Source organism: Salinispora pacifica CNR114, from assembly GCF_000514775.1.
In the GTDB taxonomy this organism is placed as follows: Bacteria; Actinomycetota; Actinomycetes; order Mycobacteriales; family Micromonosporaceae; genus Micromonospora; species Micromonospora pacifica.
The window spans coordinates 60526-77472 of record NZ_AZWO01000023.1 but is presented as its reverse complement, the minus strand read 5'-3'; the positions used below and the strand labels follow the sequence as shown (position 1 = coordinate 77472).

Here is a 16947-nt window from a genome sequence, read left to right as displayed (position 1 = left end):
GGTGGGGCCGGCGGGTGAACCGTCGCCGGGCCGGGACCGGCGTCAGCCGGGGGGACCGGTGGGGTGGGTGAGGAAGGGCAGCACCGCCGCCGGCAGGGCCGGGGACGAGAGGATGTCGTAGTGGGTGAGGCCGGGCAGCACCGCCAACCGGGCGGCCGACCGACCGGTGCCGTCCCAGCCGGCGTCCCGGTGCCCACCGCCGAGCAGCCCGAAGAACTCCACCATGTGCGCGGTGGTCACCGAGTCCGCGTCGGCGAAGACCAGCAGCGTGGGCAGGACGAGGGCGGCCACCTCCGCCGACCAGTCGTACTCGCGCCGCAGCAGCTCCCCCGACTTCGCCCACAGCCGGGGCCACTGGGCTGGCTGGGGCGCGATCCGGAGGTAGCGCTGGTGCGCTGGAGTGCCCCGCATCCGCTCCCCAACCGCCTCGTCCTGCTGGGCCATCTCGGCGCGGGTCGCCCGATACCAGCCCTGCTGGCGGCAGGGCGCGGAGACCACCACCAGCCGGCCGACCAGGTCCGGATGCTGGATCGCGGTACGCAACCCCACCCCGCCGCCCAGCGAGTAGCCGAGCACGTCAACCTCAGCCAAACCGAGCTTCGTGATCAACGCGGCCACATCGTCGGCCAGTGACTCGTACCGGAGCGGACGATCCACGTCGGCGGTGCGGCCATGCCCCTGAAGATCCACCGCGAGCACGCTGCGCCGCTCCGTCAGGGCGGGCAGGAGCGGGGCGAACAGCTCAGTCGACCCGAAGCCGCCGTGCAGCAACACCAGCGGGCGCCCGGTGCCGTGCCACTCGTACCACATTCGAAGCCCGTTGACATCGGCGTAGCTCACGGCTCCCCACCCGGCCTCCGGTGGACCGCAGCACCGTGCATACCGGCGATCCTATTGCCCGGATGTCGCCGTCGGTGCTGACTGTTCCAGGTCTGTCGCGGAACCGGACAACGCGTTCCGACTACCTGCCGACGTTCGGGTGGCTCTGGTGACGGAACCGCTGGTGGGCGCCGGGTCGCCCGGGGCTGCTCGGCGCACCGGCCGCGAGCGGGGGCGATGGAACGCGATGGCGGCAGCGGCGGAACAGACCCCTGCCGCAGCGAAGAGTGGGACTGTGCTGCCCAGCCGAACAGCACCGGCCCCGAGTGGGATCGCGAGCGCGACAGGCCCGAACATCGCCATGTTGACCAGCCCGGCAGCTCGCCCGAGCTGCCCCGCCGGAATGTGCCGCTGCGTCGCGGTCACCGCTGCGACCAGCGTCCAGGGCAAGCCGACTCCCACCGCCCCGGAGGCCCCGAACATCGCCGGCAACCAGGGCAGACAACGACCGAGGCAGCCAACGGCGAATAAGGCCGTACCGGCTGCGCCGACCGCGGTCGCCCCCCACCGGGTGATGAATCGCCCCACAATCAGTCCACCGAGGATGGATCCCAGTCCCTGAACACCGGCGAGGACCCCCAGAAACGTCGCCGGCAGATTCAGCTCGGTGGTGACCACCGCGTAGTAGCCGGCTGTCGTAAAGCCCGACATCGTGATCGAGACGGATGCGAGGCAAACCGGGACCCGAATCCCGGTTCGCCCGAGTAGGACGGCAAGCCCAGCGCGGGGGCCGCGCTGCCGATCGCGTGCTCGTTCGAGCGGCGCCGAAGCCAGCCGCAGGCCGGCATAGAGGCCGGCGACCAAAGCTGGTACGACCGCGAGCGCGCCCACGGCGCGACCGCCCTGCCAGGTGTAGAGACCGATGCCAGTTAACGGAGCCACGAGCTTCATGCCTTCCTTGGCGCTGGACCGCCAACCGTTTACGCTCCCGAGCTGCCCGGCGGAAAGAACAGCTGGCAGGAGCGCTGTCTCGCCCGCATCAACTAATATGCGGCTGATACCGAAAGCGAAAAGAACGGCGAACACGAGCCAGATTTGACGCGGCCCCTGTACGGCGAACAGGCAGGAAAGGGCCAATGCCAAGGAGATATTCACTCCGATGAGCAGTGGCCGCCGGGGCGTTCGGTCAAGCAGGCCACCCAGCCAGGGAGCACCCAACACCGGGGCGTACAGACAGAGTTGCGTGAGCGCGGCGAGGCTACTGGAATCGGTGAGATCGAGGATCCAGATTCCGGGTATCAGGGACAGGATTCCACTGACCAGGCCCGCCAGCCCAGAAACAGCTACAAGAAGCCCAATGTTGCGCTGCATTGACCCCCCAAGGTTGAGGTTCGGTGCCGCACATCCTCAATCCTTGAGCGGAGTCCACGCAAGACTGTCCGAGGACGTCAAGCTTTTGTTGACATTGCGATCTCGATTCTCCGGACGACCGCTTGGACCGGTAGCGGCAGCCGGCCAGCCTCCACCTCCGCCAGGTCAGCAACGAGATGCCGGGCCAGGGCGTACAACGCCCCCGGCGCTGAGTCCGACGCGTGCGCTGCCGTCCCGCGCACCAGCGACGCCGCCGGAAACCGGGCATCCCAGCCCCGATCCGCGTCGATCCACCGCTGAAGGTCAGCCACGGCCGCCCGCAGGGCGGCGATCCGAGCGGAGTAGCGACGATCGAGCGCTTGCCGCCGGGATCGTCGAGCCGCTGCGAGGCGTTGGCGGCGCTGCTCCGCGGCCTGCCGGCTACCCAAACCCAACGCTGCGGCTATCTCGGCCCAGGTGGCACCCGCATGGCGGGCGCGGTCGATGAGCTCCAACTCCCGCTCATCGAGGTGGACTCGCGCGTTCCTGACGTCGGCCAACTGTGCGATCGCTGAGGTCACCTGTCAACACTACGTTGACGTGGAAGTCATCGCCCTTCCACGTTGGCACTCGTAGGTCTCAGCCGTCGGTCATCGACCCCCACCGAAGCACCGTCAAGCGATCCACGCTCTTCGATCAGACCACCCTGAAGTCACCCGTTCGACCGCTGCCACCCGACATAACGCGCGTCCACCAAAACCAGTCGAGGCGCCGTCCGGGCCGCGCAAGAGCCCTCGCGCCTCGGCAAAACTCGAACCTGTCTCATGTTGATGGGTATGATCCGTAAATGACAGGCAGGCCGGAGGCGACTGACGGTCGGAAACGACCAACACAATTAGTCAGTCGCAGAAAACTGATGACGCTGGCTGGCGTCGGAACGCTTGGCGGGCTAACCGCCCTCATTGGGACGAAAGTTACCCCTCGGTGGACTGACCGTAGCGCCCACGGAATCGATCCCGCCTGGATAGAGCCCGCCGAGGTCAGCGTCACCCCCGCGCCACCGCCACCGACGGCTACCGGCACCGGTGCCGGCACCGGCACGCTACCGTCCCGAGAAGAGATCATCAGCCAGTACGGTGCCCGGACACCACGCTACTGGGGATTACACCCGGACAGTTCCTGGTCGACATTTCCGACCGACACCTCACTGACCCGCAACTCCGTCTGCCTGACGTTCGATGCTTGCAGCGACAGCAGCGGTTACGACGAACGGCTGATCAATACGCTGCGGGCGCAGCGCATACCGGCGACGCTGTTTGTCAACCAGCGCTGGGCAACTACTCATCGACAGGAATTCGAAAGCCTGGTGGCTGACCCCCTGTTCGAGATCGGCAACCACGGCACCAAACATCGCCCATTGTCGGTCTCCGGTCGCTCCGCGTACGGAATCGCCGGCACGAAAAACGTTGGCGAGGTGTACGACGAAATCGCCGGCATGCACACGTGGATGGCCACCAACTACGACCTCCAGCCAAAGTTCTTCCGTCCTGGAACAGCCCACGCCGACAATGTGGCCACGCAGGTGTCCCGAGCGATGGGCGAATGGATCGTGATGTTCAGCGTCAACGGCGACTCCGGTGCCACCGCAAGCGCCAACCAGGTCTACCAGCAGTTCCTGCGGCTCCGCCCCGGTGGAATCCTGCTGGCGCACTTCAACCGTCCTGGGTCGGAGACAGCCGCCGGCGTCGAACGTGCACTTCCGGTTCTCAAAGCACGCGGCCTACGTTTCCGAAGGCTCGACGAAGTGATCCCTGCTGCTACTTCTCCGGAGCAACCTCCCCGTTGGTGAACCGTCCGCACCAGCCAAGTCGCCGCTGCCACGACGGCACTCGCCATCGCACGCGCGTGACACCATCGGCTGGCACCCCGCGCTCAGCCAATCCGCAAAGCTCGTCCACTCCGGTCGACTGAGGGCGGTTTCGCCACGCACTCCGCCCCGGCCGGGTGACGATCAGTGTGCGGATCCAGCGGGGGGGTGGCGTGACGCAGACGGGCGGAGGGCCGAGACACCGGTATCGGCGGGACAGCGAGATGTCCCGGGACACCGACCGGGTGGAGGCCTTCAGCGACGCCGTGATCGCCGTCGCGCTGACTCTGATGGCGGTGGAGCTGCTCCAGTTCAACCCGTCGGGAGCGGCCGACACCGACCTGGTGTCGCGGCTCCAACAGGAGTGGCGGGCCTTCCTCGCCTACGTCATCACCTTCGCCGTCGTCGGCCAGATCTGGCTGGCGCACCACAACAGTTGGCGATACGTAATCCGGGTTGACCAGATGCTGTTGGTGCTGAACCTGCTGATGCTGATGTTCGTGGCGGCCATCCCGTTCACGGCCAACCAGCTCTCGGACCACCTTCGCGGTAGCGATGTGGACCAGCGGTTGTCGGCCGCGATCTACGTCGGCGCCGTGCTCGGCGAAGCGCTGTTCTTCAACCTGGCCTGGTGGTGGGCACGCTGGCGGGGACTGCTCAACCCGGATCTCGATCCCCACCTGGCGGCGTCGGTCTCCCGCCGATACCTCATCCGCCCGCTGCTCTACCTGATCGCCTTTGCCATCGTCTTCATCAATCCGATCCTCAGTCTGCTGGCCTACCTACTGCTGGTGGCGATCTACCTGATCCGCGGCCCGGGCGACCTCCCGCCTGCCGGACGGGCGGAAGACGAGTGTGGCTAGCCCGGGGCCGACCTGGCCGTGCCGGACCTCGACTACGTGTGCTGCTCCGGAGACCCGACGCCGGCGCAGACCATGGATGGCCCGACGCGTTTGTCAACGCCGCCCCGTCCATGAAGGCAGCTCGACAGCACGCCCACACCACACCCAGATCGACCCGGACTCGTTCGTGGCGTTCGTAGCCACCCAGCGCACCACCGTCCGGTCAATCGCCCGCTTCAAGGTCCGCGACCCGAGAGCTCACGCACTGCGCGAGGATGGGCCGTGGAGCAACCCCGGGGAGGTGACCTCCGGGCCGTTGTCGGTGCTGGTGGTACGGGGTGGGCGCGGCAGGTTTCGAACCTGCGACCCCTCGCTTGTAAGGCGAGTGCTCTCCCACTGAGCTACGCGCCCCGGGCGCCGGTGAGACGGGCCGGAGGCTGGCAAGCTTACCCTGCCGCCACCAGCCCCGCCCCGACGGTCGACCAGGTGTCAGGCGGCCGCAATCTCAGCCAGCGCCTTACGCCAGCCCTGTTGGTCCCGGGCCTCACCCGGCGTGTTCATCTCGGCGAAGCGGACCACACCCGCCTTGTCGATGACGAAAGTGCCCCGGTTGGCGACGCCCCCGATGTCGTTGAAGACCCCGTAGGCCTTGGCGACCGCGCCGTGCGGCCAGAAGTCGGCGAGCAGCGGGAACTGGTAGCCCTCCTGGTCCGCCCAGATCTTGTGGGCGTACACCGAGTCAACGCTGACGGTGAGCACCTGAACGTCTTCGTTGACGTACTGGTTCAGGTTGTCCCGTACCTCGCACAGTTCACCCTGGCAGATACCGGTGAAGGCGAGTGGGTAGAAGACCAGGAGCACGTTGCGCTTGTCACGGAAGTCGGCGAGCCGAACCTCCTGGTTGTTCTGGTCCTTGAGCACGAAGTCCGGCGCCTGCGCGCCAACCTCGATGGGCATACGGAACTCCTTGCGGGTCGGGTCAACGTCACGAAAGCCTGCCATACGGCGGGCGCTGAGCGGTGCGGAGTCAGTTACTTCTTGCTCTTCGACCCACGGCGCAGCACCAACCGGGCGCCACTCCAGTCCCGGCCGGCGTTGATCGTGGAGGTCTGCTGCAGACCGGCGGTGGGCGCGGACTCGGCGATCTCGCTGGGCTCCACGTGCCCCTCACGTCCGGCCTTCGGCGTCAGTAGCCACACGATTCCGCTGTCCGCCAGCGGGCCGAGCGCATCGACGAGCAGCTCGAAAAGGTCACCGTCGCCGTCCCGGTACCACACCAGTACCGCGTCGACCACCTCGTCGGTGTCTTCGTCAACCAGTTCCCCACAGCGGTCGGTCAGTGCGTCTCGGAGATCTTGGTCGACGTCGTCGTCGTACCCCATCTCCATGACGACCATCCCCGGCTCGATTCCGAACCGGTCCGCCAGGCTGCGTACCCCGTCGGCGGCCTGACCAGCGGTCGCGCTCACTGTCGCGTGCCTCCTCTTTCATCCAGCTCACGGCGTCGGTTGACGCCGTGAGCCAAGTCCACACAGTTGCGGCTCGGCGCGCAAGTGGCACACCGGGTGGAACGGAATTTACCCTGCCAGGAGTGTGCGGGCACCCTGGGTGATGGCATCGTCGGTGACCAGAACCTGACGGGCTGCCGGGCGTTATGGTACGAACGAGTCAACTGCCGCGACACTCCGACGTACCTGGCATCGACCATGGCCACGATGCCTCTCCGCGACGACAGGGGCGCCCGGTCTACTCCGCCGCGCCAGCTTCCGGGCAGCCGTACTCGGATATTTTGGTCACCAGCAGGCGCAGGGCGCTGATCTCCTCATCGCTGAGACCGGCGAGGAGCCGGGACTCGGACATCGCTTGGTGGACCCGCACCCGCACCAACCGCCCGGCTGTGGTCACCACGAGTGCCTTCTGCCGCCGATCGGCGGGGTCGATCCGCCGCTCGACCAGGCCCGCCTGCTCCAACCGGTCTACCAGGGCGGTCACGTTGGACCGGTCGCAGCGCAGCTGCTCGGCGAGTTCGCGAGCCGGCAGCGGCCGGTCCGGGTCGAGTTCGTACAGGGCGCGGGCCACGGCGGGGGTGAGCCCCAGCCGGGTGATGTCGGTTTCCTGGTCCTGCCGGATGGTCGAGGCGATCTGCATGATCCGACGGATGGCGTCCCCGGCCAACTCGGACCGGTTGCCCGCGGGGGAGTCGGCCCGCTGGATGGTGCGATGCGCCATGTCCGGCACCCTACCCGCCGCACCAGCTGAGGTGGCCAGTTCCCGAAACGACGGGCACCGGTGTCGGAACCGCACCGCCCGAGGAGGGTGCGGTCCGTCGGGCCGGTCAGCCGGTTCGTCGGGGCCGGTCAGCCGGGCAGAAACGAGAAGCGGACGTGGCGGGTCGGGTTGTCCCCGTTCGGGTCCACCAGGCACAGCGACTGCCAGGTACCGAGCATGAGCCGCCCGGCACACACCGGCAGCGTCGCGTACGGCGACAGGAAGGCGGGCAGCAGATGGTCCCGCCCGTGGCCGGGGGTCCCGTGCCGGTGTCGCCACCGGTCGTCGGCGGGCAGGAGGTCGTTGAGCACCCGACGTAGGTCGTCGTCGGACCCGGTGCCGAATTCGATGAGCGCGAGCCCGGCGGTGGTGTGGGGCACGAAGACGTGCAGCAGGCCGTCCCCCTGTCCGGCGACGAACCGGTCCGCCTCATCGGTGATGTTCCGGACGGTGAGGCGGGAGCCCGTCTGCACGGTGATCACTTCGGTACGCATGTCTGAATTCTGCCCCGCGGCCTGCCCTGGCCGACCCGTGACACCGAGACACCGTCCGGCTGCCCCAAATAAGTTACCAATGAGTACCTGTGTCGAGCATCGCGTCTCCTGCGGGTGAAGTGACGGGGAGCGCCTCGAGAAGGCAGGATGGCGCTATAACCTGACCAAAATCCAACCGAGGGAACGCCTGTGGCCACGGAACGCAAGCGCCCGGTGATCAGTGCCGGTCTGCCGAGCCAGCTTCCGGATATCGACCCCGACGAGACCGGCGAATGGGTCGAGTCGCTCGACGGTGTCATCGACGAGCGCGGGACGAAGCGCGCCCGCTACGTCATGCTGCGCCTGCTGGAACGAGCCCGCGAGCGTCAGGTCGGGGTGCCATCCCTGACGACCACGGATTACCTCAACACCATCGCTCCGGAGCAGGAGCCCTGGTTCCCCGGTGACGAACACGTCGAGCGGCGCATCCGGGCCTACATCCGATGGAATGCGGCGGTGTTGGTGCACCGGGCCCAGCGGCCGGAGATCGGGGTCGGGGGGCACATCTCGACGTTCGCCAGCTCGGCCTCGCTCTACGAGGTCGGCTTCAACCACTTCTTCCGGGGCAAGGACCACCCGGGGGGCGGCGACCACCTCTTCTACCAGGGGCACGCCTCCCCCGGCATGTACGCGCGGGCGTTCCTCGAGGGACGGCTCAGCGAGCACCAACTCGACGGGTTCCGCCAGGAGCTGTCGCACCCCGGCGGCGGGCTGCCGTCGTACCCGCACCCCCGGCTGATGCCGGACTTCTGGGAGTTCCCCACCGTCTCGATGGGCCTCGGCGGCGCCAACGCCATCTACCAGGCCCGGTTCAACCGCTACCTGCACCACCGCGGCATCAAGGACACCTCTGACCAGAACGTGTGGGCGTTCCTCGGCGACGGCGAGATGGACGAGCCGGAGACGCTGGGCGCGATTGGGACCGCCGCCCGGGAGGAGCTGGACAACCTCACCTTCGTCATCAACTGCAACCTGCAACGCCTGGACGGGCCGGTCCGCGGCAACGGCAAGGTCATGCAGGAGCTGGAGGCGTTCTTCCGGGGCGCCGGCTGGAACGTCATCAAGGTCGTCTGGGGCCGCGAGTGGGACCCACTGCTCGCCCGGGACACCGACGGCGCGCTGGTCAACCTGATGAACACCACGCCGGACGGTGACTACCAGACCTACAAGGCGGAGTCCGGGGCGTACATCCGGGAGCACTTCTTCGGCCGTGACCCGCGGACCCGCAAGATGGTCGAGCACCTCAGCGACGACGAGATCTGGAACCTGAAGCGGGGCGGCCACGACTACCGGAAGCTCTACGCGGCGTACAAGGCCGCGGTGGAGCACACCGGGCAGCCGACGGTGATTCTGGCCAAGACCATCAAGGGTTGGACGCTCGGCTCGCACTTCGAGGGGCGTAACGCCACCCACCAGATGAAGAAGCTGACGCTGGAGGACCTGAAGACCTTCCGCGACCGGCTCTACCTGGACATCCCGGACAAGGCGCTGGAGGAGAACCCCTACCTGCCGCCGTACTACCGGCCGGAGGCGAAGTCCGACGAGATCGAGTACCTGCACGAGCGGCGCCGGCAGCTCGGCGGCTACCTGCCCTCCCGACGGTCCGGCACGAAGCGGCTCGCCATCCCCGGCCCAAAGAGCTTCGCCGACGTGAAGCGTGGTTCCGGCAAGCAGAAGGTGGCCACCACGATGGCCTTCGTCCGGCTGCTCAAGGACCTGATGAAGGACAAGGAGTTCGGCCGACGCTGGGTACCGATCATCCCGGACGAGGCCCGCACCTTCGGGATGGACTCACTCTTCCCGACGCGGAAGATCTACTCGCCGCACGGCCAGCGCTACACCTCGGTTGACCGGGAGCTGTTCCTGTCGTACAAGGAGGCGACCAGCGGGCAGATCCTGCACGAGGGCATCAACGAGGTTGGCTCGGTCGCCTCCTTCACCGCGGCCGGCTCCGCGTACGCCACGCACAACGAGCCGATGATCCCGATGTACATCTTCTACTCGATGTTCGGGTTCCAGCGGACCGCGGACGGGCTCTGGGCGGCGGCCGACCAGATGTCCCGCGGCTTCCTGCTCGGCGCGACCGCCGGCCGGACCACGCTCAACGGCGAGGGCCTCCAGCACGAGGATGGTCACTCGCTGTTGATCGCCGCCACCAACCCGGCGGTGGTCGCCTACGACCCGGCGTTCGCCTTCGAGATCGCGCACATCGTGGAGAACGGCCTGCACCGCATGTACGGGGAGGCGCAGGAGAACGTCTTCTACTACCTGACGGTCTACAACGAACCGATCGTGCAACCGGTGGAGCCGGCGGAGGTCGACGCCGAGGGCATCCTGAAGGGCATCTACCGGTACGCGCCGGCGCCCCAGGTGGACGGCCCGTCGGCACAGCTGCTCGCCTCCGGCACCGGCATGCAGTGGGCGCTCAAGGCGCAGGACCTGCTCGCCCGGGACTGGGGGGTGGCCGCCAGCGTCTGGTCCGTGACCTCCTGGACCGAGCTACGCCGCGACGCTGTCCAGGCGGAGGAGCACAACCTACTCAACCCGACCGAGCAGCAGCAGGTCCCGTACGTGACGGCCAAGCTCGCCGATGCCGACGGACCGAAGGTCGCGGTCAGCGACTGGATGCGCGCGGTACCGGATCTGATTGCCCGCTGGATACCCGGCGACTACACCTCGCTCGGCACCTGCGGATTCGGTAAGTCCGACACCCGGCACGCGCTGCGTCGGTACTTCCACGTGGACGCCGAGTCGATCGTGGTCGCCACGCTGCGGCAGCTCGCGCTCCGCGGCGCGGTCCCGGCGGGGGTTCCCGCCGAGGCGGCCAAGAAGTACGCCATCGACGACATTGGCGCCGCCCCGGTCGGTGAGACCGGCGGCGACAGCTGACCGACGGTCACGGCCGGTCCGGTGTGGAGTGTTCCACGCCGGACCGGCGTCGTAGCTCGGGGTGTTCCGGCCGCATCCCCTGGTGCGGTTACTGGCCGCAGGTGGATTCTGAACGTATGCGAATCTGGCCGCCCCGCACCCGGGAGTGGGAGCCGCACAGTGGCGGTGGCCCGGATCCCTGGCTAGGACCCCAGGCCACCGCCGGAACGGGTGACGCCAGGACGAGACCCGGTCAGCCGACGGCGGCCAGGTCGGTCAGCCGGGCGAGCGAGTCCTCCAGGTCGGCGCCGACCCGACGCAGACCGAGCCGGAGCAGGGCGGCCTTGACCGGACCGGCCGGCCAGCGTACGACGATCAGCCGCACGACCGTCCCGCCCGCTGCCTCGTCCGCGGTGAGCTGGACGTAGATCTCGGTGCGCGCCTCCGCTCGGGCACCGGCGCCCTTGGCGCGTTCCCGCCAGCCGATCAGGGTCGGCTCCTGGTAGGCGATCACCTCGGCCTCATGGGCCGCGCCGCGCCCCGCCTGGACCCGCTGCCGCCGGCCGAAGCCCTCCCCGGAGAGCACCTCCGCCGCCCGGACCCCGGCCAGCCAGGCCGGTAGCTGTTCAGCCCGCTGCACGACGCCCCAGACCGCTTCGATCGGTGCGACTACGTGCGAGCTGCGTTCCACGAGGATCATTTTCCGTTTTCCTCCAGTGCGGACAACCCACGATATCGGCACTCTATGCGCTATTTCGGACTTAAACGGACAGGTAGGCAGAAGACACGCCGAAAACCCTTGCCTCTATCCGCGCGCTACGGGTATGGCCGCCACCGGCGACGAGGGGCCCTTCCGAACGCCGGTTGGGCCGGCCGTAGGCTTGAGGGCGTGACGGTACGTGTACGCTTCGCCCCCTCCCCGACCGGAATGTTCCACGTCGGCGGTGCCCGCTCGGCTCTGCAGAACTGGATCTTCGCCAAGCAGCAGGGCGGAGTGTTCGTGCTCCGGGTCGAGGACACGGACGCGGCCCGCAACAAGCCCGAGTGGACCGAGGGCATCCTGGCCGCACTGGAGTGGATCGGCATCGCACGCGGCAGCTACGAGGGCCCCTACTTCCAGTCCTCGTACGCGACCGAGCACCGCGCCGCCGCCAGCCGGCTACACGAGAGCGGGCGGGCGTACTACTGCGACTGCACGCGAGAGGCGGTGCAGGCCCGTACCGGCTCACCACACACCGGCTACGATGGCTTCTGCCGGGATCGGAAGCTGGGTCCGGGCGCCGGCCGCGCCCTCCGCTTCCGAACCCCGGACGAGGGTACGACCGTGGTGGTCGACCTGATCCGCGGTGAGCCCACCTTCGACAATCGGCTGATCGAGGACTTCGTGATCGCCCGGAGCGACGGTTCACCGGTCTTCCTGCTCGCCAACGTGGTTGACGACATGACGATGGGGATCACCCACGTCATTCGGGCCGAAGAGCACCTACCCAACACGCCGAAGCAGCAGCTGCTCTGGGACGCACTCGGCGTGAAGCCGCCGGTGTGGGCGCACGTCCCGGTCGTCGTCAACGAGAAGCGACAGAAGCTGTCCAAGCGCCGGGACAAGGTGGCCCTCGAGGCGTACCGCGACGAGGGCTATCTGGCCGACGCGATGCGCAACTACCTGATGCTGCTCGGCTGGGCCCCGGCCGGCGACCGGGAGATCGTGCCCTGGCCGGCCATCGAGGAGGAGTTCCGACTGGAGGACGTGAATCCCTCCTCGGCCTTCTTCGACGAGAAGAAGCTGCGCGCGTTCAACGGCGAGTACATCCGGGCGCTGCCGGTGGCCGATTTCATTGCGGCGTGCCAACCATGGTTGACCGGGACCGCGACGATCGCACCGCCACCGTGGCAGCCGGACGAGTTCGACGCCGAGGCGTTCGAGGCGGTGGCACCACTGGCGCAGACCCGGATCGCGGTGCTCAGCGAGATCGTGCCCAACGTGGACTTCCTCTTCCTCGACACGCCGCTGATCGACGAGGGAGCGTGGGCCAAGGCGATGAAGGACGGCGCCGGCGACCTGCTCGACGCGGTGATCGCCGCCTTCACCGAGATGCCTTCCTGGGACGCGGAATCGACCAGGTCGACACTGGAGTCGGTCGGCGCAGAGCACGGCCTGAAGCTGGGCAAAGCCCAGGCGCCCGTCCGGGTCGCGGTGACCGGCCGCCGGGTCGGCCTCCCCCTCTTCGAGTCGCTCGAGGTCCTGGGCCGCGAGCGCACCCTGACCCGGCTACGGGCCGCCCGGCTCCGCCTCCCCTGAGGGAGATACACCCGGCCGTCCGGTTGTCCGGCGCGGTAGGTAAAATGCGCGGGTCGACCGGCCGCGATCGGCGACTCCTGGGTTGAAGATCACAGATAGCTGAAATCTCTTCACCAGGAGGTGCAACCAGCTGTCGCGTGACGGAGTCTATTGAGGTGGAGGCGTCCGGCCTAGCATCCGGCGTCCACGGCGATCCGCGTGCACAAAGCCCGCAGCGATGCCATCCATCGAACGGGGGCGAGGAGGCAGCGATGGTCCGTAGGGTATGGCGGTTAGTCGCCATCATGGCTGGTGTTCTCACAGCGGGAGTGCTCTCACTCGGCCTCACCGCACCCGCGTCGGCGACGACGCAGTCGCCGCCAGCGGGGGTGGATATCACCGGCGCCGATATGGCTGAGCCGCTACACCTGCGCGCCGACACCCACCCGACCCAGGTGGCGGCCGTCATCGACCAGGTTAACTTTCTTGGCGACGCCGGCCAGAGCAGCAAACCGAAGAAGGCCGATCTCGGTCCTAAGTACACTGTCGTCGTGCTCGCCGGGGACAAACCCCAGCAGACCTACGACCTGTACCCGAAGGCCGCCGGCGGGCCCCGTATCTACCGGCCGGCCAAGCAGCCGGACTCCGAGCAGACCGCCGCCGGCTGGTTCTTCGGCCGATTCACCATGTCGGAGACGCTGCGGACAGCTGGTGTGCCGTTAGAGCGGCAGGTGGACACGGTTGGTGGTGGGGCCGGCGGCAGCGAACGGATGATTCCGGAGGACGCGCTCGACCCGGCTGGAAACATCGACGAGGCCTTCAGCGGGTTGCCCCGACTGCTCCTGGTCAACGTAGCCGTCGTGCTGACGATCACCTTCGGGCTGGCCGGGATCGCCCTGCTGATCCGGCGTCGGACCCGCTGAAACTCACGGTCGATCCACTGACGTCGCCGGCCGGCCCACCGCGCCGGTCGGCCGCGGCGCCATCCGGCAGCGACCGCTTCCCCGCTGCCGGATCAGCACCAGCGGCTGGGCGGTCGGCCGGGTCGCCCAGCCCGCGTTCGAGGTCGAACCGGGCCGTGCCGGTGCCCGCCCGCCCAGCCTGGCAGGCTGCTGAGGCAGTCTCGAAGTGGGCTTGACGGCGACCCGACCGACTCGGCGGACCGTTGGCGCGGCACCGCTGAATCCTCCGCAGCGCGCTCCGATGAGGGCCCGCTCGGTGTCTCGCCCGGAACGCCGCCGGCGAGCCACCGGTGCTGCTTGGTTGCCGGCAACTCGTGGTGGCCCGGCCGGCAGTGCCCATCCTGGGCGCAGCCGTGCTCGGCCTCCCCGTGCGCCATCCAGGTCTCCTCACCCTCGCCGTGACCCACCGGCGCTGCCCCGGCGTGCCCCTGTCACCGTACTGGCCGGGACCGACGGACGGTGTGGCGCGCGTACCAGGTCACATCCGGAATCGACGCGAATCACCAACCTCGGACGAATCGACCAGGCGCCACGCGCCACCGGAGGTGGGACGCGACCGACGCCCAAGCCGTGGGAAGGCCGACCGTGACCGCCGAACAGCCCCGCTCACCCGGCACAACACTGCAGGTAAGGACGTGTCAGGCTAGGGCGGTGAACGAGCCGGGAACCGAACTGGCGGCCACGCTGCGCCGGATCGAGCGGGCGGCGGGAGCACTCGCCACCGCCAGCGTGGCGCGGATGGACGAGACACTGCCCTGGTTCCGCGAGCTCCCGGCGGACCAACGCTCCTGGGTCATGTTGGTGGCGCAGGCCGGTGCCCGCTCCCTGGTGCAATGGCTGCGCGCCGGCGGCGGCACCGCGGACAGCACTCAGGAGGTCTCCGACGAGGTCTTCGCGACCGCACCGCAGGCCCTGGCCCGTTCTATCAGCCTCCAGCAGACGGTAGCCCTGATCAAGGTGACCATCGACGTGGTGGAAGAACGGGTCCCGACCCTCGCCGCCCCCGGGGAGGAACAGCAGTTACGGGATGTGGTGCTGCGCTACTCCCGGGAGATCGCGTTCGCCGCCGCCCGGGTGTACGCGCGGGCCGCCGAGTCCCGTGGTTCCTGGGACGCCCGGCTCCAGGCCCTACTGGTTGATGCGCTACTACGTGGCGACTCTCCAGACGTGTTGGCCAGTCGGGCGGCGGCACTGGGCTGGGCGGACGCGCCCCCGGTGGCGGTGGCCGTGGGCCGCTCCCCCGGCGGGGAGGTCTCCGCCGTACTGCACACCGTCTACCGGCTGGCCCGGCGCATCGGCGCCGAGGTGATCGGCGGCGTGCACGGCGACCGCCTGGTCATCGTGCTCGGCGGGGTGGCCGATCCGGTGGCCGCCACCGGCAAGCTGCTCGACGCCTTCGGTACCGGCCCGGTCGTGGTGGGCCCGGCCGTGCCGAGCCTGGACGAGGCCACCGACTCCGCCCGGGCCGCCCTCGCCGGATTCCGGGCCGCCCCGGCCTGGCCGGCCGCGCCCCGACCGGTACCCGCCGCCGACCTGCTGCCGGAGCGGGCGCTCGCCGGAGATGCCGAGGCCCGGCGCCGGCTGCGGCACGACGTGTATGCCCCGCTGGCCCGGTCCGGTGGGGAACTGCTGGAGACGCTGGACGCCTTCTTCACCGCCAGCGGCACCCTGGAGAGCGCGGCCCGGGCGCTGTTCGTCCACCCGAACACCGTGCGGTACCGGCTGCGGCGGGTGGCGGAGGTGACCGGGTTGTCTCCCCTCGCGGCCCGGGACGCCTACGCGCTCCAGGTGGCGCTCACCGTCGGCCGACTCGACCCGGTGGTCGCCCGAACACCGAATCGGACGTTAGACCCGATTACCCCCAGAAAAGGGCAATAAACTGACCGCGTCAAGGGGTCTTTGTAGGATTCCTCCAAAGGTTCTAGTGTGGTTTGGTGCAAGACGGCACAGCGCTGCCCGCGCGGATCCGGGAGAGTCGTACCCGTGCTCGCCGTACTCTCCCCCGGCCAGGGTTCACAGAAACCCGGCTTCCTAACCCCTTGGCTCGACCTGCCCGGTGCCGAGGCGCGGTTGCGCTGGTGGTCCGCGCTCGCCGGGGTCGACCTGGTGCACCTCGGCACGGCCGCGGACGCTGACGAGATCAAGGACACCGCCCGTACCCAGCCGCTGCTCGTCGCGGCGGCGCTACTCGCCGCCGAGCAACTGCCGATGCACGATGTCACGCTCACTGCCGGCCACAGCGTCGGCGAGTTGGGCGCGACCTCGCTCGCCGGAGTACTCACCCCGGAGGCCGCGGTCACGCTGGCCGCCGTCCGGGGGCGCGAGATGGCAGCTGCCTGCGCGCTGGAACCGACCGGGATGGCCGCGCTACTCGGCGGCGACCCCGCGGAGGTGCTCGGCGCCATCGAGAAACACGGGCTACACCCGGCCAACCGCAACGGCGCCGGCCAGGTCGTGGCCGCCGGCTCCCTTGGTGGGCTGGAGAAACTCGCCGCTGAGCCCCCCGCCCGCGCCCGGGTCCGCCAGCTACAGGTGGCCGGCGCCTTCCACACGCCGTACATGGCCCCGGCCGAGGCCGCCCTCGCCGCCGTGGCTGCCGGCGTCACCCCCACCGACCCGACTCATATCCTGCTGTCAAACCTCGACGGCGCGGCGGTGAACCATGGCCGGGAGATGGTGCAGCGGCTGATCCGCCAGGTCACCGCCCCGGTCCGTTGGGACCTGTGCCTGCGCACCCTCGCCGACCTCGGCGTGACCGGGGTGATTGAGCTGCCCCCGGCCGGCACCCTCGCCGGCCTGGTCAAGCGGGAGCTCAAAGGCGAGGCGGCTCCGGAGATCGTCACCCTCAACACCCCGGACGACCTGCCCGCCGCGCGAGACCTGATCGCCCGGCACAGCGGCCCGGCTGGCCACGAGCCGATCATCCAGTTCCGGGTCGTGGTCTCCCCCGCCGCCGGCACCTTCGTCCCCGCTGACGAGCTGACCGAAGGGGTTGACCTGCGCGTCGGTCAGATCATTGGCCATATCGCCACCCGACAGGGCTCGGTCGAGGTCACCGCCCACGACAGTGGCCTGCTCACCGAATGGCTCGCCCACCACGACGATCCGGTGGCCCCGGGCCAGCCGCTGGCCCGCGTCGGTGGTCACACATGACATCGCG

Annotated in this window: 16 protein-coding genes and 1 tRNA gene; 7 read left to right on the top strand and 10 right to left on the bottom strand. The window is 68.9% G+C overall.

All coding sequences use genetic code 11. The features are described from left to right. Positions 1-42 precede the first annotated feature (42 nt). From B118_RS0115950 to B118_RS0115940, 3 genes are all read right to left on the bottom strand, one after another. Complete coding sequence (locus tag B118_RS0115950) at positions 43-840, bottom strand: alpha/beta fold hydrolase (RefSeq protein ID WP_027648869.1); 798 nt, start codon at positions 838-840, stop codon at positions 43-45. A gap of 51 nt (positions 841-891) precedes the next feature. Beyond that, a complete protein-coding gene (locus B118_RS0115945) occupies positions 892-2190 on the bottom strand; it encodes an MFS transporter (RefSeq protein ID WP_028193017.1) in 1299 nt (432 codons plus the stop codon). A 77-nt stretch (positions 2191-2267) separates the two neighbouring features. Next, complete coding sequence (locus B118_RS0115940; RefSeq protein WP_018813067.1) at positions 2268-2750, bottom strand: hypothetical protein; 483 nt, start codon at positions 2748-2750, stop codon at positions 2268-2270. 335 nt (positions 2751-3085) lie between these two features. Here B118_RS0115940 and B118_RS0115935 point away from each other — a divergent pair, with 335 nt between their 5' ends. Beyond that, positions 3086-4018, top strand: coding sequence for a polysaccharide deacetylase family protein (locus tag B118_RS0115935; RefSeq protein ID WP_028193016.1), 933 nt, complete (start codon positions 3086-3088; stop codon positions 4016-4018). A 242-nt stretch (positions 4019-4260) separates the two neighbouring features. Next, positions 4261-4899, top strand: coding sequence for a TMEM175 family protein (locus tag B118_RS0115930; RefSeq protein ID WP_018813065.1), 639 nt, complete (start codon positions 4261-4263; stop codon positions 4897-4899). A gap of 318 nt (positions 4900-5217) precedes the next feature. Here B118_RS0115930 and B118_RS0115925 read toward each other — a convergent pair. The 5 genes from B118_RS0115925 to B118_RS0115905 form a co-directional block, all read right to left on the bottom strand. Then, positions 5218-5289: transfer RNA gene (locus tag B118_RS0115925), tRNA-Val, on the bottom strand. Positions 5290-5367: 78 nt separating this feature from the next. Then, positions 5368-5835: a peroxiredoxin gene (locus tag B118_RS0115920; RefSeq protein WP_026270965.1), complete on the bottom strand. Its 468-nt coding sequence runs from the start codon at positions 5833-5835 to the stop codon at positions 5368-5370. Positions 5836-5909: 74 nt separating this feature from the next. After that, entirely contained in the window at positions 5910-6347 is a 438-nt protein-coding gene (locus B118_RS0115915) for a DUF3052 domain-containing protein (protein WP_018216517.1), read from the bottom strand. Positions 6348-6624: 277 nt separating this feature from the next. Continuing rightward, positions 6625-7107, bottom strand: a complete 483-nt coding sequence (locus tag B118_RS0115910; RefSeq protein WP_018223106.1) for a MarR family winged helix-turn-helix transcriptional regulator — start codon at positions 7105-7107, stop codon at positions 6625-6627. A 128-nt stretch (positions 7108-7235) separates the two neighbouring features. Next, complete coding sequence (locus tag B118_RS0115905; protein WP_018812740.1) at positions 7236-7640, bottom strand: YjbQ family protein; 405 nt, start codon at positions 7638-7640, stop codon at positions 7236-7238. A gap of 189 nt (positions 7641-7829) precedes the next feature. On the opposite strand from B118_RS0115905, the gene aceE reads away from it, so the two are divergent. Further along, on the top strand, positions 7830-10568 hold the full coding sequence (gene aceE / locus B118_RS0115900; protein ID WP_018223104.1) for a pyruvate dehydrogenase (acetyl-transferring), homodimeric type: 2739 nt from the start codon (positions 7830-7832) through the stop codon (positions 10566-10568). Between the two features lie 232 nt (positions 10569-10800). Here the strand turns inward: aceE and B118_RS0115895 are convergent, their stop codons facing one another. Continuing rightward, positions 10801-11247: an SRPBCC family protein gene (locus B118_RS0115895; RefSeq protein ID WP_018223103.1), complete on the bottom strand. Its 447-nt coding sequence runs from the start codon at positions 11245-11247 to the stop codon at positions 10801-10803. A 189-nt stretch (positions 11248-11436) separates the two neighbouring features. On the opposite strand from B118_RS0115895, the gene gltX reads away from it, so the two are divergent. Together gltX and B118_RS0115885 are read left to right on the top strand one after the other, a co-directional pair. After that, a complete protein-coding gene (gene gltX, locus B118_RS0115890; protein WP_027648865.1) occupies positions 11437-12846 on the top strand; it encodes a glutamate--tRNA ligase in 1410 nt (469 codons plus the stop codon). Between the two features lie 251 nt (positions 12847-13097). Further along, positions 13098-13748 carry a hypothetical protein gene (locus B118_RS0115885; protein WP_026185770.1) on the top strand — a complete coding sequence of 217 codons (651 nt, stop codon included), beginning with the start codon at positions 13098-13100 and terminating at the stop codon, positions 13746-13748. 92 nt (positions 13749-13840) lie between these two features. On the opposite strand, the gene B118_RS33675 is transcribed toward B118_RS0115885, so the two are convergent. Then, positions 13841-14164, bottom strand: coding sequence for a hypothetical protein (locus B118_RS33675; protein ID WP_026185769.1), 324 nt, complete (start codon positions 14162-14164; stop codon positions 13841-13843). A 274-nt stretch (positions 14165-14438) separates the two neighbouring features. Here B118_RS33675 and B118_RS0115875 point away from each other — a divergent pair, with 274 nt between their 5' ends. Both B118_RS0115875 and B118_RS0115870 read left to right on the top strand, forming a co-directional pair. Then, the gene (locus tag B118_RS0115875; RefSeq protein ID WP_028193015.1) at positions 14439-15665 is read left to right on the top strand and encodes a PucR family transcriptional regulator; all 1227 of its coding nucleotides are present in this window, start codon (positions 14439-14441) and stop codon (positions 15663-15665) included. A gap of 105 nt (positions 15666-15770) precedes the next feature. Further along, positions 15771-16940 carry an acyltransferase domain-containing protein gene (locus B118_RS0115870; protein WP_028193014.1) on the top strand — a complete coding sequence of 390 codons (1170 nt, stop codon included), beginning with the start codon at positions 15771-15773 and terminating at the stop codon, positions 16938-16940. The last annotated feature ends 7 nt before the right edge of the window (positions 16941-16947 follow it).

What these genes read in the sequence shown, in the direction of transcription:
- B118_RS0115945 (WP_028193017.1), bottom strand. Translation starts at nt 2,190, where the DNA reads ATGCAGCGCAACATTGGGCTTCTTGTAGCTGTTTCTGGGCTGGCGGGC.
- B118_RS0115935 (WP_028193016.1), top strand. Translation starts at nt 3,086, where the DNA reads ATGACGCTGGCTGGCGTCGGAACGCTTGGCGGGCTAACCGCCCTCATT.
- B118_RS0115930 (WP_018813065.1), top strand. Translation starts at nt 4,261, where the DNA reads ATGTCCCGGGACACCGACCGGGTGGAGGCCTTCAGCGACGCCGTGATC.
- B118_RS0115920 (WP_026270965.1), bottom strand. Translation starts at nt 5,835, where the DNA reads ATGCCCATCGAGGTTGGCGCGCAGGCGCCGGACTTCGTGCTCAAGGAC.
- B118_RS0115910 (WP_018223106.1), bottom strand. Translation starts at nt 7,107, where the DNA reads ATGGCGCATCGCACCATCCAGCGGGCCGACTCCCCCGCGGGCAACCGG.
- B118_RS0115905 (WP_018812740.1), bottom strand. Translation starts at nt 7,640, where the DNA reads ATGCGTACCGAAGTGATCACCGTGCAGACGGGCTCCCGCCTCACCGTC.
- B118_RS0115895 (WP_018223103.1), bottom strand. Translation starts at nt 11,247, where the DNA reads ATGATCCTCGTGGAACGCAGCTCGCACGTAGTCGCACCGATCGAAGCG.
- B118_RS0115885 (WP_026185770.1), top strand. Translation starts at nt 13,098, where the DNA reads ATGGTCCGTAGGGTATGGCGGTTAGTCGCCATCATGGCTGGTGTTCTC.
- B118_RS33675 (WP_026185769.1), bottom strand. Translation starts at nt 14,164, where the DNA reads ATGGCGCACGGGGAGGCCGAGCACGGCTGCGCCCAGGATGGGCACTGC.